Annotated in this window: 21 protein-coding genes and 1 pseudogene; 13 read left to right on the top strand and 9 right to left on the bottom strand. The window is 58.8% G+C overall.

From position 1 onward, the window contains the following. Positions 1-89: 89 nt before the first annotated feature. Positions 90-2,381 carry a beta-glucosidase BglX gene (bglX, locus tag U6037_RS06525; RefSeq protein ID WP_322846180.1) on the bottom strand — a complete coding sequence of 764 codons (2,292 nt, stop codon included), beginning with the start codon at positions 2,379-2,381 and terminating at the stop codon, positions 90-92. A gap of 262 nt (positions 2,382-2,643) precedes the next feature. Here bglX and U6037_RS06530 point away from each other — a divergent pair, with 262 nt between their 5' ends. The 4 genes from U6037_RS06530 to U6037_RS06545 all read left to right on the top strand — a co-directional run bounded on the left by U6037_RS06530 (position 2,644) and on the right by U6037_RS06545 (position 6,307). After that, complete coding sequence (locus U6037_RS06530) at positions 2,644-3,252, top strand: LemA family protein (RefSeq protein ID WP_034153093.1); 609 nt, start codon at positions 2,644-2,646, stop codon at positions 3,250-3,252. A 115-nt stretch (positions 3,253-3,367) separates the two neighbouring features. Further along, positions 3,368-4,117, top strand: a complete 750-nt coding sequence (locus U6037_RS06535) for a TPM domain-containing protein (protein WP_322846181.1) — start codon at positions 3,368-3,370, stop codon at positions 4,115-4,117. Positions 4,118-4,150: 33 nt separating this feature from the next. Next, positions 4,151-4,768 carry a hypothetical protein gene (locus tag U6037_RS06540; RefSeq protein ID WP_322846182.1) on the top strand — a complete coding sequence of 206 codons (618 nt, stop codon included), beginning with the start codon at positions 4,151-4,153 and terminating at the stop codon, positions 4,766-4,768. Positions 4,769-5,089: 321 nt separating this feature from the next. Further along, positions 5,090-6,307 carry an SAM-dependent methyltransferase gene (locus tag U6037_RS06545; RefSeq protein ID WP_322846183.1) on the top strand — a complete coding sequence of 406 codons (1,218 nt, stop codon included), beginning with the start codon at positions 5,090-5,092 and terminating at the stop codon, positions 6,305-6,307. 81 nt (positions 6,308-6,388) lie between these two features. Here the strand turns inward: U6037_RS06545 and U6037_RS06550 are convergent, their stop codons facing one another. Further along, positions 6,389-7,294: a DMT family transporter gene (locus U6037_RS06550; protein ID WP_322846184.1), complete on the bottom strand. Its 906-nt coding sequence runs from the start codon at positions 7,292-7,294 to the stop codon at positions 6,389-6,391. Between the two features lie 292 nt (positions 7,295-7,586). Here U6037_RS06550 and U6037_RS06555 point away from each other — a divergent pair, with 292 nt between their 5' ends. The 3 genes from U6037_RS06555 to U6037_RS06565 all read left to right on the top strand — a co-directional run bounded on the left by U6037_RS06555 (position 7,587) and on the right by U6037_RS06565 (position 9,024). Further along, positions 7,587-8,168 carry a DJ-1/PfpI family protein gene (locus U6037_RS06555; RefSeq protein ID WP_116028833.1) on the top strand — a complete coding sequence of 194 codons (582 nt, stop codon included), beginning with the start codon at positions 7,587-7,589 and terminating at the stop codon, positions 8,166-8,168. Positions 8,169-8,181: 13 nt separating this feature from the next. Further along, on the top strand, positions 8,182-8,487 hold the full coding sequence (locus U6037_RS06560; protein WP_322846185.1) for a ribbon-helix-helix domain-containing protein: 306 nt from the start codon (positions 8,182-8,184) through the stop codon (positions 8,485-8,487). Between the two features lie 192 nt (positions 8,488-8,679). Then, positions 8,680-9,024 (top strand): YegP family protein, encoded by a 345-nt coding sequence (locus tag U6037_RS06565; RefSeq protein ID WP_322846186.1) that lies wholly within the window; start codon positions 8,680-8,682, stop codon positions 9,022-9,024. 138 nt (positions 9,025-9,162) lie between these two features. Here the strand turns inward: U6037_RS06565 and U6037_RS06570 are convergent, their stop codons facing one another. Then, complete coding sequence (locus U6037_RS06570; RefSeq protein ID WP_322846187.1) at positions 9,163-10,044, bottom strand: dihydrodipicolinate synthase family protein; 882 nt, start codon at positions 10,042-10,044, stop codon at positions 9,163-9,165. Positions 10,045-10,066: 22 nt separating this feature from the next. Next, positions 10,067-10,849, bottom strand: a complete 783-nt coding sequence (locus tag U6037_RS06575; protein ID WP_322846188.1) for an aldolase — start codon at positions 10,847-10,849, stop codon at positions 10,067-10,069. A 106-nt stretch (positions 10,850-10,955) separates the two neighbouring features. Here U6037_RS06575 and U6037_RS06580 point away from each other — a divergent pair, with 106 nt between their 5' ends. Next, a complete protein-coding gene (locus tag U6037_RS06580) occupies positions 10,956-11,498 on the top strand; it encodes an XRE family transcriptional regulator (protein ID WP_322846189.1) in 543 nt (180 codons plus the stop codon). A 101-nt stretch (positions 11,499-11,599) separates the two neighbouring features. Here the strand turns inward: U6037_RS06580 and U6037_RS06585 are convergent, their stop codons facing one another. Beyond that, the gene (locus U6037_RS06585; protein ID WP_322846190.1) at positions 11,600-12,619 is read right to left on the bottom strand and encodes a DUF4917 family protein; all 1,020 of its coding nucleotides are present in this window, start codon (positions 12,617-12,619) and stop codon (positions 11,600-11,602) included. A gap of 153 nt (positions 12,620-12,772) precedes the next feature. Here U6037_RS06585 and yiaY point away from each other — a divergent pair, with 153 nt between their 5' ends. Continuing rightward, the gene (yiaY, locus tag U6037_RS06590) at positions 12,773-13,921 is read left to right on the top strand and encodes an L-threonine dehydrogenase (RefSeq protein ID WP_322846191.1); all 1,149 of its coding nucleotides are present in this window, start codon (positions 12,773-12,775) and stop codon (positions 13,919-13,921) included. A gap of 29 nt (positions 13,922-13,950) precedes the next feature. Here the strand turns inward: yiaY and U6037_RS06595 are convergent, their stop codons facing one another. Then, complete coding sequence (locus U6037_RS06595) at positions 13,951-14,562, bottom strand: hypothetical protein (RefSeq protein WP_322846192.1); 612 nt, start codon at positions 14,560-14,562, stop codon at positions 13,951-13,953. A gap of 219 nt (positions 14,563-14,781) precedes the next feature. Here U6037_RS06595 and U6037_RS06600 point away from each other — a divergent pair, with 219 nt between their 5' ends. After that, positions 14,782-16,083: a hypothetical protein gene (locus tag U6037_RS06600; protein WP_322846193.1), complete on the top strand. Its 1,302-nt coding sequence runs from the start codon at positions 14,782-14,784 to the stop codon at positions 16,081-16,083. 9 nt (positions 16,084-16,092) lie between these two features. Here U6037_RS06600 and U6037_RS06605 read toward each other — a convergent pair whose 3' ends face one another. Both U6037_RS06605 and U6037_RS06610 read right to left on the bottom strand, forming a co-directional pair. Beyond that, positions 16,093-17,253, bottom strand: a complete 1,161-nt coding sequence (locus U6037_RS06605; protein WP_322846194.1) for an MFS transporter — start codon at positions 17,251-17,253, stop codon at positions 16,093-16,095. A 15-nt stretch (positions 17,254-17,268) separates the two neighbouring features. Further along, complete coding sequence (locus U6037_RS06610) at positions 17,269-18,504, bottom strand: aminotransferase class I/II-fold pyridoxal phosphate-dependent enzyme (protein ID WP_322846195.1); 1,236 nt, start codon at positions 18,502-18,504, stop codon at positions 17,269-17,271. Between the two features lie 377 nt (positions 18,505-18,881). Here U6037_RS06610 and U6037_RS06615 point away from each other — a divergent pair, with 377 nt between their 5' ends. After that, positions 18,882-19,040, top strand: a complete 159-nt coding sequence (locus tag U6037_RS06615) for a hypothetical protein (protein WP_322847377.1) — start codon at positions 18,882-18,884, stop codon at positions 19,038-19,040. Positions 19,041-19,116: 76 nt separating this feature from the next. On the opposite strand, the pseudogene U6037_RS06620 reads toward U6037_RS06615, so the two are convergent. Continuing rightward, a pseudogene (locus U6037_RS06620) lies at positions 19,117-19,604 on the bottom strand (DMT family transporter). A 77-nt stretch (positions 19,605-19,681) separates the two neighbouring features. Here U6037_RS06620 and U6037_RS06625 point away from each other — a divergent pair. Together U6037_RS06625 and U6037_RS06630 are read left to right on the top strand one after the other, a co-directional pair. Then, positions 19,682-20,593, top strand: a complete 912-nt coding sequence (locus tag U6037_RS06625; RefSeq protein WP_322846196.1) for a LysR substrate-binding domain-containing protein — start codon at positions 19,682-19,684, stop codon at positions 20,591-20,593. 22 nt (positions 20,594-20,615) lie between these two features. Continuing rightward, complete coding sequence (locus U6037_RS06630; protein ID WP_322846197.1) at positions 20,616-21,350, top strand: hypothetical protein; 735 nt, start codon at positions 20,616-20,618, stop codon at positions 21,348-21,350. Position 21,351 lies beyond the last annotated feature (1 nt).

Raw genomic sequence — 21,351 nt, forward strand, 5'->3', positions numbered from 1 at the left:
AAAAGATCGCAGCCTTCGGCAGCTCCTACAGGGTGTACACCATCCCAATGTAGGAGCTGCCGAAGGCTGCGATCTTTTGCTTTTAGCGGTTACAGCAACTCGAAGCTCTGCTGCGTCACGTCCTGCGAATCCAGGCCGATCTGCACGTTGAACTTGCCAGGCTCGGCCGCGTATTTGAGCTGGGCGTTGTAGAACTTCAGGTCATCCTCGGTGATGGTGAAGTGCACGACTTTCTGTTCGCCGGCCTTGAGCATGATTTTCTGGAAGTTCTTCAGTTCCTTCACCGGGCGGATCATCGAGCCAGTGACGTCCTGGATGTACAACTGCACCACGGTTTCGCCGTCACGCTTGCCGGTGTTTTTCAGCATGACGCTGGCGTCGAGCTTGCCTGTGGCGTTGAGGGTGGTCGACGACAGCGCCATGTCGCTCAGGGCGAAGTTGGTGTAGCTCAGGCCGTAACCGAACGGGAACAGCGGCCCGGTGGTGTCATCGAAATACTGCGAGGTGTAGTTGCCCGGTTTGCCCGGCGTGAACGGCCGGCCAATGCTCAGGTGGTTGTAGTAAGTCGGGATCTGGCCCACGGAGCGCGGGAAGGTCACCGGCAGTTTGCCCGACGGGTTGTAATCGCCGAACAGCACATCAGCAATGGCATTGCCGCCCTCGGTGCCGCTGAACCAGGTTTCCAGAATCGCGTCAGCCGACTGGTTCTCTTCGAGAATGGTCAGCGGACGGCCGTTCATCAACACCAATACCAACGGTTTGCCGGTGGCTTTCAGCGCGCGGATCAACTCGCGCTGGGTTTCCGGGATGTTCAGGTCGGTGCGGCTGGAGGATTCGTGAGACATGCCACGGGATTCACCTACCGCTGCAACGATCACGTCAGCGTCCTTGGCAGCTTTCACTGCTTCGTCGATCAGCACGTTGGCCGGGCGCGGATCGTCGACCACTTCCGGGGCATCGAAGTTGAGGAAGTTCAGGTAGTCGAGCACCTTCTTGTCGCTGGTGATGTTGGCGCCACGGGCGTAGATCAGGTTCGACTTATTGCCGATCACCGAACTCATGCCATCGAACAGCGTCACCGATTGCGCAGGGCGCCCGGCGGCGGCCCAACTGCCCATCATGTCGATCGGTGCTTTGGCCAATGGGCCGACCAGCATGACTTTCGCGTCTTTCTTCAGCGGCAGGGTTTCGTTCTGGTTCTTCAGCAACACCAGGCTGCGACGCGCCACTTCACGAGCCTCGGCGCGGTGCAGACGGCTTTCGGCGTAGGTGTCGGCCGGATCATCTTCAGCCTTGCCGATACGCAGGTACGGGTCCTTGAACAGACCCATGTCGTACTTGGCCGCGAGCACTTCACGCACGGCGTTGTCGATGTCTTTCTGGTCGATCTCGCCGGACTTGAGCAGCCCCGGCAGCTCTTTGCCGTACAGGGTGTCGTTCATGCTCATGTCGATGCCGGCCTTGATCGCCAGCTTCGCCGCTTCACGACCGTCGCGGGCGACACCGTGCTTGATCAACTCGAAGATTGCACCGTGGTCGCTGACCGCCAGGCCTTTGAAGCCCCAGTCGCGGCGCAGCAGATCGTTCATCAGCCAGGTGTTGGCCGTGGCCGGAATGCCGTTGATCGAGTTCAACGCGACCATCACGCCACCGGCGCCGGCATCAATCGCGGCGCGGTACGGTGGCAGGTAGTCCTGGTACATCTTCACCGGACTCATGTCGACGGTGTTGTAGTCGCGACCGCCCTCGACCGCGCCGTACAGGGCGAAGTGCTTGACGCTGGCCATGATGCTGTCGGCGGCGCTCGGGGTAGCACCCTGATAGGCGCGCACCATGACGCCGGCGATGCGCGAGGTCAGGTAGGTGTCTTCACCGAAACCTTCGGAGCTGCGACCCCAGCGCGGGTCGCGGGAGATGTCGACCATCGGCGCGAAGGTGATGTCGAGGCTGTCGGCGGCGGCTTCTTTGGCGGCAACACGGCCGGACTGGCCGATGGCATCCATGTCCCAGCTTGAGGCAAGGGCCAGTGGAATCGGGAAAATCGTACGGTGACCGTGGATCACGTCGTACGCGAAAAACATCGGAATCTTCAGGCGGCTGCGCATGGCAGCGTCCTGCATCGGACGGTTTTCCGGACGGGTGATCGAGTTGAACGTGCCGCCGATGTTGCCGGCGGCGATCTCTTTGCGGATCAACTCGCGAGGCATTTCCGGGCCAATGCTGATCAGGCGCAACTGGCCGATTTTTTCATCGAGGGTCATCTGGTTCATCAGATTGCTGATGAACGCATCCTTGTTTTCCAGGGGTGCCGGGGTCGTGGCGGCCAATACTTGATGACTGGCCAGGCTGACGAACAGACCCAGCAAACACAGCTTCTTCATGAATATTTTTCTCAAGGGCCCAAACGGCGAGGTAACGCCGGCCAGCCAAAATTTAGGGAGCGACTATTGTTGTTCGGGTGCAGGCTCAAGAAAGCAGAGCCAAAAACGACAGCCGACACTGCGGCAGCGTGATCGCGCAGGGCACTTTTTAGCCCATTGGCGCGTCGTAATCCAGCGGCGCGGCCGATTATGCCCCAAGAGCCGGCGGAGAATGTTTCGCGCTCGGTTTTTATAATGAAATGTGCCAAGGAGCATCACTGCGATGAATGTAAGCCCAACCAATCGCTCGCGTTTGCAGGTCGCCACACTGCTAGTGCTGGCCACGCTGTTGACCGCGTGCGGCATCAACAATATCCCGACCCTCGACGAACAGGCCAAAGCCGCGTGGGGCCAGGTGCAGAACCAGTACCAGCGCCGCGCTGACCTGATCCCCAACCTGGTGGAAACGGTAAAGGGTTACGCCAAGCATGAAGAGGAAACCCTGACGGCAGTGATCGAGGCGCGGGCGAAAGCCACGTCTATTCAGGTGGATGCCAGCACCCTCGACAATCCCGAGAAACTCAAGCAATTCCAGCAGGCGCAGGACCAACTGACCGGCGCATTGAGCCGCCTGATGGTGGTGTCCGAGCGCTATCCGGATCTGAAGGCCAACCAGAACTTCCTCGCCCTGCAATCGCAACTGGAAGGCACGGAAAACCGCATCGCCGTGGCGCGCCGTGACTTCATTCTTGCGGTGCAGAAATACAACACCGAAATCCGCACCTTCCCCGGTCGCCTCTGGCACAGCGTGATGTACAGCGACCTGCCGATCCGCGAAACCTTCGAAGCCACCACGCCGGATGCCGATAAGGCACCCCAGGTCAAATTCTGAAAACACACCTGTGTAGGAGCTGCCGAAGGCTGCGATCTTTTGACGTTGGTTTTTAAAAACGGATCAAAAGATCGCAGCCTGCGGCAGCTCCTACAGGGATCGGTGGGGGGTATTCATGCGCGTGTTGAAGATGGGCTTGGTGCTGATGCTGTTGCTGTTCGCTATCAACGCCCGGGCCGAGCTGACGTTCCCGGCGCTGAGCGGCCGGGTGGTGGATGAAGCGCAGATGATCGACCCAACGGTGCGCGCGCAACTGAGCCAGCAATTGCAGGCCCACGAGCAGGCGACCGGCGAGCAATTGGTCGTCGTCACCGTGCCGGATTTGCAAGGCACAACCATTGAGGACTTCGGCGTCCAGCTCGGCCGCCATTGGGCCATCGGCCAGAAGGACAAGAACAACGGCGCGCTGCTGATCGTCGCCCGTGACGAGCGCAAACTGCGCATCGAAGTCGGTTATGGCCTGGAAGACCGACTGACTGACGCGCAGACTTCAGTGATCATCCATCAAGTCATCACCCCCGCGTTCAAGGCCGGCAACTTCAGCAAAGGCATCAGCGATGGCGTGGCGGCGATGCTGGTGGTGCTGGGCGGAAATCCGCTCGACGAGCCATCGACGGTGTATGAATCCAGCGGTGATCCGTCCGATGATTTCATCTCGCGGCACCCGGCATTGTTCGTGTTTTTGGTGATGTTGTTCATCCTGACGGTGTTTGTCTGCCAGATGCTCGGTATCCTGCCTGCCGGCCGGGGTGGCTCCGGAGGAGGGGGCGGCTTTGGCGGTGGCGGCGGCTTTGGTGGCGGTGGTGGAGGCTTCAGCGGCGGCGGGGGCAGTTTCGGCGGCGGCGGTTCGTCCGGCGGCTGGTGAGATCAGAAGAATAATGAGCAGGCACTTTTCAACATGGCATTACTGACTGAACACGAACAACGCAAAGTCGCCGAGGCAATCGCCCGGGTCGAGCGCGACACCGACGCCGAACTGGTGACGGTGCTGGCCGCCCGCGCCGATGACTACGCGTACATCCCGCTGTTGTGGGCGAGCCTTTTGGCACTGGTGGTGCCGGGCGTTGTGCACTACCTGACCGGGTGGCTGACCCTGCGCAGTCTGCTACTGGTGCAGTGGGGCGCGTTCATCGTGCTGTGCCTGCTGTTTCGTTTGCCGAAAATCACTACCCATCTGATTCCGCGCCGCGTGCGGCATTGGCGCGCGTCGAACCTGGCACGCCGGCAGTTTCTCGAGCAGAACCTGCATCACACGGTGGGCAGTACTGGCATGCTGATTTTTGTCTGTGAGGCTGAACGGTATGTGGAGATTCTGGTGGATGAGGGAATTTCCAAACGGCTCGACAATAAATCCTGGGATGCGATTGTCGCGGCGTTTACCGAGCAGGTGCGGCTGGGGCGCACGCTGGAAGGGTTTGTCACTTGCATCGAAGCGTGTGGCGAGTTGCTGAAAGTGCATGTGCCGGTGACGCAGGTCAGGAATGAGTTGCCGAATCGGTTGGTGGTGTTGGGCTGAAGTGTTTTTAAGATCGAAACCCTCACCCCAGCCCTCTCCCAGAGGGAGAGAGGGCCGACCGAGGTGTCTGGCGCTCGACATCGACCTGAGAAACCGAGTCGATTATGGATTCAAAGCAACTCGTTCAGACCTGAGTTCGGCTCGGTATTTCAGGTCGGCGTAACTCTTGAAAACACCTCGGTCAGTCCCCTCTCCCCCCGGGAGAGGGTTAGGGTGAGGGCGCTCTTGAGAACCGTTCGGTAAATAAGAGCGTGTCCCCGACCCCCAACCCCCCTAAAATACCCGCCATTCCCGATTTCGCCCGTCCGAGGCCGCTTTTCCATGTCCGTTACTGCACCTGCCACCAAGCCCGCGCCCGATCACCACGCCCAGTTCATCGAGCTGCTGCAAACCAGTCTCGAACAGAACGGCTTCATCAAACTGGTGCTGGCCAAGTACGTCGGTGAAGAGGCGGAACTGCAGCGGGTCATCATCAAAGCGGTGACGGTCAAAGCGCAGCCGAATCTGTCTTTCGTCTATCGCTACAAAACCCGCGACATCACCAAAAACCTGCCTTTGGTTGAAGGTGTGGCGGCGATTGCCGAGTTGTTGCCGGCCTCGTTCAAAAATGCGCATTTACTCGCGGTGACTGACGAAGCCCAGCTTGAATACAGCAAAAAGGGCAAGTCTTCGCTGTTCAAGAGCAAACCTCAGCAATTGCGCGAAGCGCCGTCTGCCGAACACAATCGTGAGAAAAACCGTTATCTCGACCTGAGCCGACCGTTCCTCAAAGACTTGGGTGTGACCAACGCGCAACATGAGCTGATCCCGGCGATGTCGCGCAAGTGGAAGCAGATCAACAAGTTCATCGAAGTGTTCAGCCATGCCCTGACCTCGTCGCCGTTGGCGCTGGACCAACCGGTACGTGTGGCGGATTTCGGCTCGGGCAAGGGTTACCTGACGTTCGCCATTCACGATTACCTGCGCAACACCTTGAAGGCCGAGGGCGAGGTCACTGGCGTTGAGTTGCGTGAGGAAATGGTCAACCTGTGCAACGCCGCCGCGGCGAAGCTCGATCACCCGGGGCTGGTGTTCAAGTGCGGTGACGTGCGCAGCGTGGCGCCAAGCGAGCTGGATGTGATGATCGCCCTGCATGCCTGCGACATCGCCACTGACTACGCGATCCACACCGGCATCCGTTCAGGCGCGTCGATCATCATGTGCTCGCCGTGCTGCCACAAACAGATCCGCCTGCAGATCCAGAGCCCGGCGCTGCTCAAACCGATGTTGCAATACGGTTTGCACCTCGGTCAGCAAGCGGAAATGGTCACCGATAGCTTGCGTGCGCTGTTCCTGGAAGCCTGCGGATACGAGACCAAAGTGTTCGAGTTTATTTCGCTGGATCACACCAACAAGAACAAGATGATTCTCGCGGTAAAACGCGCCGAGCCGGTCGACCCGGCTCAGCTGTTGGTGAAGATCGAAGAGTTGAAGGCTTTCTACCACATCAGCGAGCACTGCCTGGAAACCCTGCTGCGCGCTGACGGCTACCTGGCCTGACACAAAACCCTGTGGGAGCGACGGTGCGACGATTCGACTTGCTCGCGAAAGCGGACTGACAGTCAACGATGATGTTGGCTGTTACGGACCCTTCGCGAGCAGGCTCGCTCCCACATGGGGTTTGATGGCGGTCTTGCGACCGAGCATGACGGTGGCAATCACGCCGCAGGCAAACACCCAGGTAATCGGCTCGACGTGTTCACCAAAAAACAGCGCCGAAAATGCGATGGTGAAGAAGATCTGCAGCAACTGGACCTGACTGACCCGGGAAATCCCGCCCATGGCCAGCCCCGCGTACCAAGCGAAAAATCCGAGAAACTGCGAAAACAAGGCCACGTAACCAAACGCCCACCACGTCTTGGTCGATACCGCCCCTTGATGCTGCAGCGCCAGATACAGCACCGGCCCGATCAACAGCGGCGTCGACAATACCAGCGCCCAGCAGATCACTTGCCAGCCACCCATCTCCTTGGCCAACCGTCCGCCTTCGGCATAACCCAGTCCACCGACGGCAATCGCGCCGAGCATCAGCAAATCACCCGCCTGAATGCTGCCGGCCCCGGTATACAACGCATAACCGAGCACCAACGCACTGCCCAAAGCCGCGCAAGCCCAGAATGCTTTTGACGGACGCTCATGGGACAGCCATGCGGCATACAGTGCCACGCACAACGGTTGCAAGCCGTTGACCAGCGCCCCGTGAGACGCCGGCAAGGTTTGCATGGCCCACGCCGACAACACCGGAAACCCCAGAATCACCCCGGCGATCACCAGGCTCAGGCCTTTGACCTGCTGCCACGTTGGCCATTTCTCGCGGCGCCACAGCAACAGCAACGCTGCCGGAATCGCCGCGAACAGTGCCCGGCCCAAACCGTTGAGCAGCGGGTGCAGTTCCTGCACCACGATGCGGGTGAAGGGCAGGGTAAGGCTGAAAATCACCACGCCGAGCAGGCCGAGGGCCATGCCGGTGTTTTCGCGTGAGGACATGATGGGGGACCGGAATCGTAAGTGGCAGGGAATAGCCTTCATCAAGCCATAAACCGTGCAGTTCGGGCTGTTACAGCTAGGCACAGACTTATCCGTACAGTTTGAGATCGCATCGCTGGCAAGCCAGCTCCCACAGTGTCCGAGTTGAACACAACATCGGTGATCGCCTCAGAACCTGTGGGAGCTGGCTTGCCAGCGATGAAGTCAACTCGGTAGTAGCCGGTTGTTACCCGAGCCTCCGGATAAGGTCTACCTTCAATATTCCCAAGCATTCCCCAGAGGAGTCCTCCCCATGGCCGCGAAAAAGATCCTGATGCTGGTCGGCGATTACGTCGAAGATTACGAAGTGATGGTGCCGTTCCAGGCCCTGCAGATGGTCGGGCACACCGTCCACGCCGTTTGCCCGGACAAGGCTGCCGGCAAAACCGTGCGCACCGCGATCCATGATTTCGAAGGCGATCAGACCTACAGCGAAAAGCCCGGTCACCTGTTCGCCCTCAACTTCGACTTCGCCAAGGTCAACGAAGCCGATTACGACGCGCTGTTGATCCCCGGCGGTCGTGCCCCGGAATACCTGCGCCTCAACGAAAAAGTCCTCGATCTGGTGCGCGCCTTCGACAAGGCTGGAAAACCGATTGCTGCCGTTTGTCACGGCGCGCAACTGCTCGCGGCGGCGGGCGTTTTGGAAGGCCGCGAATGCAGCGCCTATCCGGCTTGCGCGCCGGAAGTGCGACTGGCCGGCGGTACGTACATCGACATTCCGGTGACGGACGGCCACGTTCAAGGCAATCTGGCCACAGCCCCGGCATGGCCGGCGCATCCGAACTGGCTGGCCGGTTTCCTCGGCTTGCTCGGCACTAAAATCACCCTGTAACGAGGAATCGCCGATGTGCGAGCTCTACGTCAAGGCTGACCCGATTCTGTACGAATCGCGCTCGCGTTCGCTACGCATCTGCGGCGTGGTCACGACGCTGCGCCTGGAGAATCAGTTCTGGGACATCCTCAGCGAAATCGCCGAGGTCGACGGCATGACCACCAATCAGTTGATCGCCAAACTGTATGAGGAGGTGATGGATTATCGCGGGGAGGTGGTGAATTTTGCCTCGTTCCTGCGGGTGAGTTGTACGCGCTATCTGAGTCAGCGGCGGGTGGGTGCGCCGGCGTTGTCAGTGGTGCGGGCGGTGGTGAAATAGGCCAGACCGGGTTGACCCCATCGCTGGCAAGCCAGCTCCCACAGGTATTGTGATGCGGCACAGTTGTAGGGCACACAACAGACCCCTGTGGGAGCTGGCTTGCCAGCGATTGGGCCGGTACAGGCGACAGAAGGCTGGGGCTGGTCTTTACTCATTTGCGCGAAATCTCTCAATTGCCAAGGAGAAACGAGCATGTCCGGATGGTACGAACTCAGTAAAAGCAGCAACGGCCAGTTCAGGTTTGTGCTGAAAGCGGCGAATGCCGAAACGATTCTGACCAGCGAGCTGTACACCACTCGCGCCGCGGCCGACGGCGGCATCGCTGCGGTGCAAACCAATAGCCCGCTGGATGAGCGCTACGAGAAGAAGTCGACGAAGGACGGCCACCCGTACTTCAATCTGAAAGCGGCTAACCACCAGATCATTGGCAGCAGCGAATCCTATTCATCGGAGGCGGCGTGCGATAAAGGCATTGTCAGCGTCAAGACGAACGGGCCGAGCAAAGTGATCAAGGACAAGACCTTGCCTGTCCTCTAAACCCGCTTTCAAATCCACCACCATTCCTGTGGGAGCTGGCTTGCCAGCGATGGCGGTGGATCATTCAACATCGATGCTGAATGAAATGGCCTCATCGCTGGCAAGCCAGCTCCCACAGGTTTTTGCGTTGTCAGTGGATCAGCGCAGGGTCTTGAGGATTGCTTGCAGCTGAGTCTGGCCCGCGTCACTCAACGGGAAGACCGGCAAGCGCGGATCGCCCACTTCAAGCCCGGTCTGACGCAGCCCGGCCTTGATCGTCGCCGGCAAACCGCCCTTGAGGATGAAATCCAGCAATGGCAACTGGCGATAGAACAGCTCGCGCGCGCGGTCCAGATCCCCCGCCAACGATGCGGCGTACAAGTCCAGATTCAGTTTTGGAATCAGGTTCGGCGCTGCCGTGCACCAGCCCTTCGCCCCAGCGGCAAACGCTTCCAGCGCCAGCGGGTTACAGCCGTTGTAGAACGGCACCTGACCTTCGCCAAGCAATTGCAGCTTGTGCATGCGCTGAATATCGCCGGTGCTCTCCTTGACCATGGTTACGTTTTCCACACCGTTGACGATGCGCAGAATCAAATCAACCGACATGTCGGTGCCGCTGGTGGCCGGGTTGTTGTAGAGCATGATCGGCACGCCGATGCTCTCACCGATGGCGCGGTAGTGGGCGAGGATTTCTGCCTCTGTGAGCTTCCAGTACGAGGCCGGCAGCACCATCACCACATCGGCGCCATGAGTTTCAGCAAAACGCGCACGGCGCACGGCTTTGGCGGTGGTCAAGTCGGACACGCTGACGATGGTCGGCACACGTTTGGCCACGTGTTTGATACTGAATTCGGCGACCTGGTCCCACTCTGAATCACTCAGGTAAGCGCCTTCGCCAGTGCTGCCCAACGGCGCGATGGCGTGAACGCCGCTGTCGATCAAACGATCGATCGATTGGCCGAGCGCGGGCAGATCCAGCCCTTCGCCATTGGCGCCGAACGGGGTGATGGTGTAGCCGATAATGCCGTGAATAGTGAACATGGGAATCTCTCCGTAACAGGTTTCAGTTCAGGCAATCGGCGTGTTGGCGCAGGTTCTGCCGGGCGTAATAGTTGAAGGCGGCGGCGTGACGCTTTGGCTTGGCGATCCAGTCATGCGCTTCGCGGCCCAGCTCAGGGATGATCGGCTTGATCGTGCCGGCGGCCATCGCCAGCAGTTGCAGCTTGGCTGCGCGTTCGATCAGTTGGGCGATGACACATGCTTCTTCAATCGTCGTACCGGTCGACAGCTGACCGTGGTGCGAAAGCAGGATCGCGCGTTTGTCGCCCAGCGCACCGGCAATCAGTTCACCTTCTTCATTACCCACCGGCACCCCCGGCCAGCCTTCGAGAAATGCGCAGTCGTCGTACAGCGGGCACAGATCCATATGGGAAATCTGCAGTGGCACTTCCAGCATCGACAGCGCCGCCACGTGGGTCGGGTGAGTGTGGATGATGCAGTTCACATCCGGACGGGCGCGGTACACCCAGCTGTGGAAACGGTTGGCCGGATTGGCCATGCCGTGACCTTCGAGGACTTCCAGGTCCTCGTTGACCAGCAACAGATTGCTCGCAGTGATTTCGTCGAAACCCAGACCCAGTTGCTGAGTGTAATAGGTGCCGGACTGCGGGCCACGAGCGGTGATTTGTCCGGCCAGACCTGAGTCATGACCGTTCTCGAATAGAATCCGGCACGTCAGGGCCAGCTTTTGCCGGTCCGTCCACGTATTATCCGCGAGGCTTTTTTGCATCTGGGTCAGCGCTTGCTTGACCAGTTGGTCTTTGGGTAGTGCTAATGTCTTGGCCATGTCTGTGTCCTTTGGGTGATTGCAGATGACACTAAAGAGGCTATATGACACAAAGTGTCATTGGCAAGCACAAATCGTCGCTTCCTTGCTGGAATAACCGCTGCGCATGTCTATCCGTTTGAAATTATTGAGAAAAAAACTTGGCGTAACCCTTGAAGCACTTGCCGAAAAATCCGGCATGACCAAGAGTTATCTGTCCAAAGTCGAACGCGGGCTCAACACCCCGTCGATTGCTGCCGCGTTGAAACTGGCGAAAGCGCTGAACGTCAAAGTCGAGGAATTGTTCTCCGAAGACAACGTCAGCCTCGACAGCTACAGCCTGGTGCGCAGCCACGAGCGTCAGTCACTCGCCGCCAATGATCAGAGCCCCGGTTATGCCGTGCTGGCCCATCAGGTCAGCGAGCGCAACCTGCTGCCGTTCATCATCTACCCGCCAAAAGAGTTCAGCGACAAGACCTTCAAGGAGCACTTGGGCGAGGAGTTTCTGTTCGTTCACGAAGGGCAGGTCGAGGTGGATTTCATGAACGAGAAAGTGCTGCTGCAGCGCGGCGATGCGCTGCACTTCAATGCGCAGAAGCCGCACCGGATCAGATCGGTCGGGGATGTGCAGGCGCAGTTGCTGGTGGTGGTGCACAGCGCTGAAGATTGAGGCGCCCCCCAAAAGCTTCGCGAGCAGGCTCGCTCCCACAGGTTGAATGCATTCCAAATGTGGGAGCGAGCCTGCTCGCGAAGGCGTCAGTCAGGCCTGTATCAAACCTCGACGGGCACCGACAATTTCGGACTGCCCAGCGCATGCGTCTTCGCATCAAAAAAGCGCAACTCAACCCCCGTGCCTTCGAACACCTTCGCGTAATGCCGCTTCTGATGCTGTACGAACGCCGCACTGCGCGGATAAATCGAGATCGCCACCACCTGCGGTTTCGCCAGGCGCAGCGCCCGAACAATGTGCGCATCCTGCTCGCCCAAGGCGTGACCAAAGATGCACAAGCTGTCGCCATGCCCCAACAACTGCTCATAACAGAACGACAGATAATCCGAGCTGCGAATGGTCTTGAGCTTGTCTGCACTCGGCCCTTCGGTGACGAACAGCGGCACGTCATCCAGCGTCTTGATCGTATTGTTGATCGCGAAACTGCCGAGCAGCGTGCCTTCGGTCGAGGTCAGCTTGCGCGCGGTGCCGTCCTGATTGCGCACCAGATGCAGACCACCGTGCAGATACAGCAAACGCGGTTTGTCGGTGGCACTTTCGCTCAGATCGAAACTTGCATTGGCGCCGTTGAACAGGTCGTCGATTGCCTCGCTGTGATGTTGCAGCGCCCAGTAGTTGAGCAGGTCGTAATTGGTGGTAAACACCGTGCGATAACGCGCCAGTTCTTCATTCAGCGTTGCCAGCGTCGAAGGCTTCACCAGTCGCCACGGAATGTGCACGGCGTGCACGGTGTTGATCAACGCTTCCTTGATCGCGTAGTAGCGATTGCGCGGCGCCGCTGAGCTGACGGCCAACGCTTTGTTGACCCGGCTGGTGGTTTTCAGCGCGCCGAGTACCTGCTCGAAGCTGCGCGTTTGCATGGCGTCGAACACCGCCAGCTCCGACGGGCTCAGCGGTTTCTCTTCAACGGTTCGGGCGTTTTCGAACAGCGAGTCATAGCCGAAGTCATCCCACACCGCACGACTGGCGCCATTGCCCACCAGCAGGCCGTTGAAGTCACTGGTGGCGCGCAAGGCGTTCCAGTCTTCGAGGGTGGCGTCGACATCCAGAAAATCGGTCATTGCGCAGGCGTCTCAAAACAAAGGGGCTGATGGGCGGCGACTTTATCACGAGCGGGCATTGAGCCAGATCAACATCGGTGGTGACCGATCGGTCGATCCTGTGTCTGTCCGCCGGATCGCAGCAGTCGATTTGGCCCCAGTCAGGAGACGCAGATGACCAGCACCTTTTTCATTCCGGCGGTAAACATCATGGGCAACGGTTGCCTCGACGAAGCCATGGTCGCGATCCGCAACTATGGTTTTCGCAAAGCGCTGATCGTCACCGACGCGGGACTGGCCAAGGCGGGCGTGGCGACGATGGTCGCCGAGAAGCTGGCGATGCAGGACATCGATTCGGTGATTTTCGACGGCGCCAAACCGAACCCGAGCATCGCCAATGTCGAGTCGGGTCTGGGGCTGCTCAAGGAAAGTCGCTGCGATTTCGTCGTGTCGCTGGGCGGCGGTTCGCCGCACGACTGCGCCAAAGGCATTGCCCTGTGCGCGACCAATGGCGGACAGATCCGTGATTACGAAGGCATCGATCAATCGAGCAAGCCGCAACTGCCGCTGATCGCCATCAACACCACCGCCGGCACCGCCAGCGAGATGACGCGGTTCTGCATCATCACCGACGAATCGCGCCACGTGAAAATGGCCATCGTCGACCGCAACGTCACGCCGCTGCTGTCGGTCAATGACCCGGAGCTGATGGTTGCTATGCCCAAAGGCCTGACCGCCGCCACCGGCATGGATGCGTTGACCCACGCCATCGAAGCCTATGTCTCGACGGCCGCCAACCCGATCACCGACGCTTGCGCGCTGAAAGCCATGACTCTGATCAGCAACAACCTGCGCCTGGCCGTACGCGACGGCAGCGACCTCGCCGCGCGGGAAAACATGGCGTACGCGCAGTTCCTTGCCGGCATGGCTTTCAACAATGCCTCGCTTGGTTTCGTGCATGCGATGGCGCATCAACTGGGTGGGTTCTACGACTTGCCCCATGGCGTGTGCAACGCGGTGCTGCTGCCCCACGTGCAGACGTTCAATGCGCTGGTCTGCGCCGATCGGCTGACCGATGTTGCTCACGCCATGGGCGCCGACATTCGCGGTTTCAGCGCGGAAGAGGGCGCGCAGGCGGCGATCAATGCGATCCGCTGCCTGGCCAAAGATATCGAGATTCCCGTTGGCCTGCGCGAATTGGGCGCCAGACTCAGTGACATTCCGCTGCTCGCCAGCAATGCGCTGAAAGACGCCTGCGGTCTGACCAATCCTCGGGCGGCGGATCAGCGCCAGATCGAGGAGATTTTTCGTAACGCGTTTTGAGAGACAAGGTCGGGTTGAATTATTGATGGTCAGGTTTTGCCCTTGCCCTTGCCTCCAGCGGTCACCGTAAACGTTCGAACACGGCCCCAGTCAGACACCGTCCCTTCGATGTTGTGAATAGCGGATGTCCGATACAGTCCGGGAGGTAAGGTAACCTGAGTACGCCATTGCTTGAGGGAGTCGACGTCGGCTTCGGCAATCACCTCTCCGTTGTCCAGATCGATAATGTTAACGAAGCCACTAGCCTGTGTGACATCTCCTGAAAAGACCGGAACCGTATCTACCTGTGCTCCCTCTTTTGGTTCGAAAACCACCGGGACGTCGATTTCCGGCCGCAGTAGCACGGTATACCTGCGCGCCTCACTCCATTCTGACGTGACGCCATTCCACGTTTGGTGGGCCTTAATCCCCTGATCCCCTGGAGACTGGAGACCGCTGATGCTAAACGCCCACCGTCCATAATCGCTGACCCGACCTCCACCGAGCGAATGCGTATTTTCAATGTTCCAAACCTGCACCAGAGCACCCGGTATACCGCTGCCGAGCAACAGTGTTGCAGGCCCGGTTGTGGTTTTCTCTCTGGGAAGAAGGATGATCGGTGGTGGCGGGGCCTTTCGTTTGCGTTTTGGCGGAGCACTCATTGTTCTTCTCCCTTCAAGCTGATTTGAAGCGAAACATTGGCACGGCGTAATTCGTTTCGAACCTGTAAGAACTACCAGTTTTTTAGCTTTTTTTGCTTGGTTGGTAATTTCATTTTCTTCTAAAAAACTGTCATTTCTGTCAGTTGTCTGGCATGGCTGCTTCGGATCGAATGCTCTGACAACGGGGGGCGACTTCGATCTCTCAAGGAGCACACGACCATGCCGAAAGCCATAGCATCCAAAGTATCGAAAGCCCGCAAAACAGCAAAAGTACAATCAGCGGGAGAGCTGGATGATCGCTTTGGCCTGCGAACGCTGAATTTTCCCGGAGCGAGCAAGACCATTGGCCGTGGGGTGGCGATAACTCCGTCAGGGCAGATCATGGTCAGCGCAACCGTTGAGGTATCGGGGCTTTCGTATTTCGGCCTGGTGCGTCTGGATGCCAATGGAGATCGAGATCGGGACTTTGGTGATGACGGCTATCTTCGCGGCCAATTTGGCAGTGATCTGCTGTCGCAAGGCGGGCAGTTAATCGTTGATGCAAACGGTCGGATCTATCTGTGTGGTGTGATTGGCGTGATCAAAGACACGGCCATCGATTACCAACAGGTCATCGCCCGGTTCTTGCCCGACGGCTCGCCGGATACCGGGTTCGGCGACGATAAGAGCGGCTATCGGATTGTGCCGACGCGTATTCCTCTGCTGACAGGTGCTACGGGTGGGCGTCTGATTCTGGCGAAATCCACTCCTCAGGCAGCAGAGACGGACAGACTGTTGTTCGTGACCTCGCAAAAAGGCAGTGGATTGCTGACGCGGTTACATCTCGATGGCTCTGACGATTCATCGTTCGCTGACAACGGCTGGATTGTTCTGACGCTGCCACAGGTGGCGATCACGTTGCTGGGGATCATCCAGCTGGGCAATGGGCTGATTCTGGTGTTTGGGAAAACACAAGTAACCAACCAGGGATTGGTCATGGCGTTCGACCACACCGGAAAAGTCGCAGAAGCGTTTGGCAACAACGGGACATTGCTGTTGAACCTTCAAAAGGATAACAAGCCGCTCGAAAGCTCGGTCGAGCAGATCATTGTGCAAACGTCAGGGCGCTTACTGTTGATCGGATCGGCGGTCGAAGCGTCGGCAGGGGACAAGTTCCAGCATGCCTTCATCAGCGCGATCAACTACGCCGGCCAGATGGATGAAACGTTCAACGGTAACAACCCTGTTATCACCGCTGCGACAGGAGTACTCGATCTCAAAGGCTGGAAAGCAGGGCTTGCGCTGGATGACAGCGCTGGCAAACGGATCGTCACGGGCGGACAGACCTCGGACGGCGAACGACGGTTACTCACGGGAGGCTTTTTGATCGACGGCGCCGTGGATCCGGCATTTGATGTAAAAGGCGCGGCTGCTATCGAGTGGATTGCGCAGGACGCCTGTCTGCAGGATTCGTCGATGCTGGTGCTGGGGCAGAGCAATGAATCCGCTCACTTGGTGCGATTGCTGACAGCGGCGAGCTGACGGGCAGGTTCATCGCATTTTCGGTGTGAACCGCACGCAGAGCATCGTGCCGACAGCGAGCAACGTGCACAGCAGCGACAGGCGCCAGGCTTGTGGGCTGGCGATCAGACTGGCCATCGCACCAATGATTGCCGCCATCAATTGATGAATGAACCCACTCAGTGCCATCGCATAAGCACCGGCAATCGGCGCACTATCGTTGGCACGGGACAGGCTGATCGGGTAGTTCAACGATTGGCCGAACACGGCCACGCAATACGGCAGCCAAAACAGTAGTGCGATGGAACTGGCCGTCAGACTGCCCAGCAACATCACGCTGCTACCGGCCAATACCAAACCTGCGCCGACCGTCATCAACCACGCCTGACCGGTGCGCAGCACGAAGTGATTGACCGCCAGCGCGCCGAGAAAATAGGCAGCGCTGATGGGCCAGCCGAGCAGTCCGTAATCCGCCGACGACCACGCGAATGGCCCCTGCAGTATCAGTGGCGCCGCAGTGTTGAATGCGATGATCACTCCGTAGCCCAAGCCACCGGCCAGAGCCGGCAGCAGAAACCCCCTGTGCAACAGAATTTGCCGATAAGCCGACCACGATGAGGCGCTGGCCGGTTCGTCAGCCATCGCTGGGAAAGTGACTCGCGCCACAATCAGCGCCATCAACAGGCTCGTCACACCGAGCAAGTAGAAAATCGCTTGCCAGCCCAGTGTCACCTCGATGAGCGAGCCCGCATATTGGCCGATGCCCAGCGCCACCACGAACGAAATCGAAATCCATGACAACGCCTTGGCCAGCAGATCGCCGCGAAAGCTGTCGCGGATCAGCACCCGCGCCATCACCGAAATACCGCTGGCACCGACGCCTTGCATCAGTCGCAGCAGCAAAAACGCTTCAAGCGTCGAACCCGACGGCAACGCCAGATTGGCCACCCCGTAAATAACCAACGCCGCCAATAGCACCGGTTTGCGTCCGATGCGCTGGGCCAGACTGCCCCAGAACAACATCGGCAGCGCCATGCCGATCAGGTACAGCGACAACCCCCACGACACCAGCGCAGGTTCCGCACCCAGATAAAGGGCGATCTCCGGTAATGCCGGCAAATAAACACTCATGCCCAACTGGGCGAGAAAAACCGTGCTGCAGGTGATCAGGAGGGTGACGCTGGCGTTCATGACTCGTCCCTGTTTTCAGTCGTCGACATTGCCACGGTGGATGCGCAACAGCCCGGTGATCACTTCACAGAAGCGCCGAATCAGCGCCGGCGGCATGTCCGCACGCAGGGTTATACGGATGGCTGCCTTGCCTTGTGCGACCACCGGGAAAAATACCGCGCTGGTGAAAAATCCCTGTTCGGCCAATTCACTGGCAATACGATTGGCCACGGCAGCCTGTCCGCATTTGATCAACCGAATGGCCATGTTGCTGTGGCATTGTTCGGTGCTGATCAGGCTGTCGAAGAGGCGGATATTAGCCTCAAGATTGCTTTGCAGCGTGGCGAACTCGGCGCTGCGATGCAGGCGGATCGACGCTCTGCCGGCACCGATCGCCGCGCAGTTGAGACTCTGCGACCAGTTGCTAGGCCCGCCGTAGCGCTGAATCAGCGTTTTTTGTCGCCCGTTGCCCAGCATCACCAACCCGCCGCTGGCGCCAAACGACTTGGCCAGTGACGCGACGATCAGGCAGTCCTCCTCCAGTGCCGCCATCCGTGGCCGAACGAGGCCGGCGCCATGCTGACCGACAGCGGACAACGCGTGGGAGTCATCCAGATAAAGAAACATCCCGTAGCGCTCCTTCAAATACAGCAGGTCTTCCATGTTGGCGACGCCACCCATGCTGTACGCGCCGTCAGCGACATACGCCACGCGGCCGTATTGCTGGCATGCGCGCTCGAGGAAATCCATGTCGTTATGCGGCGCAGTCACCACGCGGGTTTCATCGGCACACGCGGCCTTCAAATGACTCATCGAATAATGCGCGTGACGGTCAAACACCATTACCGGTGGCCGGCCTTCGGTGAAGATGCCGCTGGCCAGCAATGGCAGGATTCCAGCGCTGGCGGCGCTGCAAGACAAGGTGCTCAGGCAGACGGCGTCGAACAGTTGCGACAATTCGCTCTCGTATTGCTCGAGAATCGCCAGTTTGCAGCGGTTTTTCGAGTTGGCAACCCGCAGGCTGCCGGTTTCGCGTAACGCGGTGATGGCGCCTTCGAGCAATGCAGGGTGATGGTCGAGACCAAGGTATGAGGTCGTACAGAAATGATGGAATTCACGTCCATACTGATCAAGCAGGTGGTTGGGGCTCTTCACTTCGACATTGAGGCCGGCGACTTTGCTCTGCTCGGCGATGTCCCAATCATAGTCGGCCAGGGCGATGATTTTGCGGAAATTGGAATACAGATTGGGCGTGTGCAACGGAAGATTCACAGGCGACATTCCTTGAGCGTAGCGATCCATGGGGTGTTGCAATTTGTGTGTATTGCCAGACTTTACAGAGCGAAAAGCTCAGCAAAAATCGGCTGTTTCCGCGAATCCTGAGAGGCTACGGAGTTTTGTTTGTAGGGCGAAGCGACGAAAGTCTGTCGAGTAATCACCTTTCTGACGTGGGCGAAATCGGGCAATCCTGCCGCCACTGACCAACCCCGGTCAGTGAGCCCGACCGGCTGATGACGGACCTGAGTTCAACGAAATCTCGCCCGAGCGTTCGCATTTCGCGAACGCTCATTGCCGAGAGAAGATTGGATTCTTCGCTTGGCGTTCCTCTAGCCTTGGCCACCTATTCCAAGAACAAGAGGTACTCTGCGATGACTGCCCCCTTGAGTGCGATCAAAGTGATCGAGATTGGCACCCTGATCACCGCGCCGTTTGCCGCGCGCAGCTTGCCGGATCTGCTGGGCCACGAAGTGCCCGGTCAACTGGCTAAGGCCGGACGCAACTGCGACCTGCACCCGATCCCCACCTGAACACACACATTCCCCTGTGTGCGAGCTTGCTCGCGAAGACTGACTTCCGGTCACTGAAAATCATCGATTCAAACGATCATCCAGGAGCCACTGCATTCCTCTCAAACACCCCACCAAACTGAATCAACACCACCCCGGCAATCAATAACAGCGCGCCCGACACCCGCGATACCGTCAGTTGTTTTTCAACCAGCCCGAACCACCCGAAGTGATCCAGCACCATCGAAGCAATGACTTGCCCAGCCAACGCCAGCGCGACAAACCCTGAAGCGCCAAGCTTGGGCAACAACACTACCGCCAACGCCACAAAACACACGCCAAACGCACCCCCGGCCCACATCCACAATGGCGCCTTGCTGATAAACGCCAACGACGGCAACGGCAAACGCAACGCCATAATCACCGGCAACAGCACCAACACGCTGACCAGCAACGACGCCAATGTCGCCCACAACGGATGTCCCAGCCCACGCGCCAGATTGCTGTTGATCGCACTCGAAACGGCACCACGGCCCCGGCAAACGCGGCCAGCACCAACAATCCGGCCCACTGCAACGTACTCATCTCGATTCTCCAACAGATTTTTCTGGACTCTAGAGTATTCGTCGCGCAGATTTAAATTCCGTTTCATCATCCAGAACATGCATCAGATGAATGATCTGCGCCGCATCGACCTCAACCTGTTGGTGATCCTCGACGCCTTGCTCAGCGAGCAACACGTCACCCGCGCCGCCGAGCGTCTGCACCTCAGTCAACCGGCGGTCAGCCATGCACTGGCGCGGTTGCGCGACCTGCTCGGTGATCCGTTACTGGTGCGTGCCGGTTCAAGCCTTGTGCCCACCGCGCGAGCGCTGGAACTGGTCGCGCCGCTGACCGAAGCGCTGGCCCAGGTGCAATCGCTGCTGGCGCCGAACACCTTCGATCCGGCCAGTGCGCATCGGACCTTTCGCGTGGCGATGTCGGACTATGGCGCGGCGATCATTCTGCCTACGCTGATCCGCACTCTGCGCCGGGAGGCACCGGGCATCGACCTGCAAATCAGCCATGCCAGCCGCGAAGGCATGCTGGAAGGCGTGCTCAATGGCGATATCGACGTCGCTGCCGGCGTCTTCCCGGAAATGCCCCACGAACTGCGTAGTTCGGTGCTGTTTGAAGAGCGCTACGTCTGCCTGCTGGATCGCCAGACGCTGCCGGCCAACGGTGTGCTGGATTTGCCGAGCTACCTGTCGCGGCCGCACGTACTGCTGGAAATGCGCGGCAGCGGCACACCAGAAATCGAGCGCGCATTGACGTCTCTGCGTGAACGTCGCCGCGTCGCGATCAGCCTGCCGCACTGGAACGTCGCGCCGCAGTTCATCAGTGGCACGGATCTGATTCTTACGGTGTCTTCACGCAGCGTGCGTGAGATTGATCAGCGTGAACTGATCGTGGTGCCGCCGCCGTTCGAGATTGCGCCGTTTACGTTTGTGCTGGCGTGGCATAAGCGCAGGGGTGGGGATCAGGCGTTGAACTGGTTGAATCGAACGATTGAGCAAGGGATAGTGCGCGGCTGAAAAAATAATCAAGGAGCGGGAAGTGACAGTGAAGTCTGGCTGGATCGGGTGTGCGGTATTGTGCGGATGGTTGCTGGCGGGGCAGGCATTTGCTGATTGCACACCGGCACCCACGGCGCATGAGATGGATTTTTCACTCTGCAAGGACTGGCCGGCGTATCCCGGGCTGACGCTAACCGCTGCCGCCCATTTCTCGCCCGATCCGGTGTATGGCGAGTCAGAGACTATTGGGCTTTACGATCTGCGTTTGGCCTTGGTGGCGAGCGCAGACTCGCAGCCGCTAGCGAGCTTCTATCAGCCCTCGGCATTCTCTGTTGATGCCATCGCGCTGGACGAACTGAAATTCGATACCGCCCGCTATAAGCTCGCGCCGCAATTGCAGGTCTTTGGCGTGCGGGTACGGTTTAAAGGTTCTTCGCGGGTGAATCCTCTGGATGAAACCTGGTTGTCGCTCTATGTGAAAGATGGCAACGCATTGCGTCCGGTCATGGATCGGCTGGTGATGTATGAATATGGCGGGGAGTGGGATGGCAATTGTGCGGGAGAGCGCTACGAGACTACGCGAACCGTGGCGCTGGCCAAGACCAGCAGCCATGGCTATGCCGACCTGATGATCAAAACGATCCGTAGCTCGACCGTTGGCGAGGGCGAAGGCGAGGCGTGTGTATCCAATACCGTCACGCAAAAACCGGTCTTGACGACACTTCGCTATGACGGCAAAAACTACGTAATGCCTGAAGATTTCAAAGGCCTCTAAG

Source organism: Pseudomonas sp. B33.4 (assembly GCF_034555375.1).
GTDB lineage: Bacteria > Pseudomonadota > Gammaproteobacteria > Pseudomonadales > Pseudomonadaceae > Aquipseudomonas.

Coding starts and splice junctions, on each gene's coding strand:
- bglX (WP_322846180.1), bottom strand. CDS start 2,381: ATGAAGAAGCTGTGTTTGCTGGGTCTGTTCGTCAGCCTGGCCAGTCAT.
- U6037_RS06530 (WP_034153093.1), top strand. CDS start 2,644: ATGAATGTAAGCCCAACCAATCGCTCGCGTTTGCAGGTCGCCACACTG.
- U6037_RS06535 (WP_322846181.1), top strand. CDS start 3,368: ATGCGCGTGTTGAAGATGGGCTTGGTGCTGATGCTGTTGCTGTTCGCT.
- U6037_RS06540 (WP_322846182.1), top strand. CDS start 4,151: ATGGCATTACTGACTGAACACGAACAACGCAAAGTCGCCGAGGCAATC.
- U6037_RS06545 (WP_322846183.1), top strand. CDS start 5,090: ATGTCCGTTACTGCACCTGCCACCAAGCCCGCGCCCGATCACCACGCC.
- U6037_RS06550 (WP_322846184.1), bottom strand. CDS start 7,294: ATGTCCTCACGCGAAAACACCGGCATGGCCCTCGGCCTGCTCGGCGTG.
- U6037_RS06555 (WP_116028833.1), top strand. CDS start 7,587: ATGGCCGCGAAAAAGATCCTGATGCTGGTCGGCGATTACGTCGAAGAT.
- U6037_RS06560 (WP_322846185.1), top strand. CDS start 8,182: ATGTGCGAGCTCTACGTCAAGGCTGACCCGATTCTGTACGAATCGCGC.
- U6037_RS06565 (WP_322846186.1), top strand. CDS start 8,680: ATGTCCGGATGGTACGAACTCAGTAAAAGCAGCAACGGCCAGTTCAGG.
- U6037_RS06570 (WP_322846187.1), bottom strand. CDS start 10,044: ATGTTCACTATTCACGGCATTATCGGCTACACCATCACCCCGTTCGGC.
- U6037_RS06575 (WP_322846188.1), bottom strand. CDS start 10,849: ATGGCCAAGACATTAGCACTACCCAAAGACCAACTGGTCAAGCAAGCG.
- U6037_RS06580 (WP_322846189.1), top strand. CDS start 10,956: ATGTCTATCCGTTTGAAATTATTGAGAAAAAAACTTGGCGTAACCCTT.
- U6037_RS06585 (WP_322846190.1), bottom strand. CDS start 12,619: ATGACCGATTTTCTGGATGTCGACGCCACCCTCGAAGACTGGAACGCC.
- yiaY (WP_322846191.1), top strand. CDS start 12,773: ATGACCAGCACCTTTTTCATTCCGGCGGTAAACATCATGGGCAACGGT.
- U6037_RS06595 (WP_322846192.1), bottom strand. CDS start 14,562: ATGAGTGCTCCGCCAAAACGCAAACGAAAGGCCCCGCCACCACCGATC.
- U6037_RS06600 (WP_322846193.1), top strand. CDS start 14,782: ATGCCGAAAGCCATAGCATCCAAAGTATCGAAAGCCCGCAAAACAGCA.
- U6037_RS06605 (WP_322846194.1), bottom strand. CDS start 17,253: ATGAACGCCAGCGTCACCCTCCTGATCACCTGCAGCACGGTTTTTCTC.
- U6037_RS06615 (WP_322847377.1), top strand. CDS start 18,882: ATGACTGCCCCCTTGAGTGCGATCAAAGTGATCGAGATTGGCACCCTG.
- U6037_RS06625 (WP_322846196.1), top strand. CDS start 19,682: ATGCATCAGATGAATGATCTGCGCCGCATCGACCTCAACCTGTTGGTG.